Annotated in this window: 1 protein-coding gene; it reads right to left on the reverse strand. The window is 59.7% G+C overall.

Translation table 11 applies throughout. The annotated features are described in order from the left end of the window. Positions 1-17: 17 nt before the first annotated feature. Positions 18-338 carry a hypothetical protein gene (locus tag WG900_RS20180; protein WP_339970192.1) on the reverse strand — a complete coding sequence of 107 codons (321 nt, stop codon included), beginning with the start codon at positions 336-338 and terminating at the stop codon, positions 18-20. Positions 339-345 lie beyond the last annotated feature (7 nt).

The raw sequence follows: 345 nt of genomic DNA on the forward strand, positions 1-345 counted from the left end.
TACCGCTGCATCAGGCTCTAGTTGCCATCTGCATCGACCATGAAAACCATCGGCTTCCCGCGAGACTCAGGCTCCCAGCCGGCATGCAAGGCTGCCTGAATTCCCCGTGATAAAATGGCGTCGTTGATCTGAAGACGGCCGCGCTGCATGCCCTTCAGCAGGCGCTTTGGCGGGGGAAATTCCAGCAAGGCTCCGCGCTGGGTGTGCTTGCGTAGCAAAGCAACGGTCAGGCCTTTCCAGCCTTCAGACTCGCTCCACTGCGGCTCGCTGCGCAGTTCCCACTCATAGTGAAGGCCGCCGACGTCAATGATACCGGAAAGCTTGTGGATCTTGGTCATGCCGCCC

This window comes from Novosphingobium aquae (assembly GCF_037572715.1).
GTDB lineage: Bacteria > Pseudomonadota > Alphaproteobacteria > Sphingomonadales > Sphingomonadaceae > Novosphingobium > Novosphingobium aquae.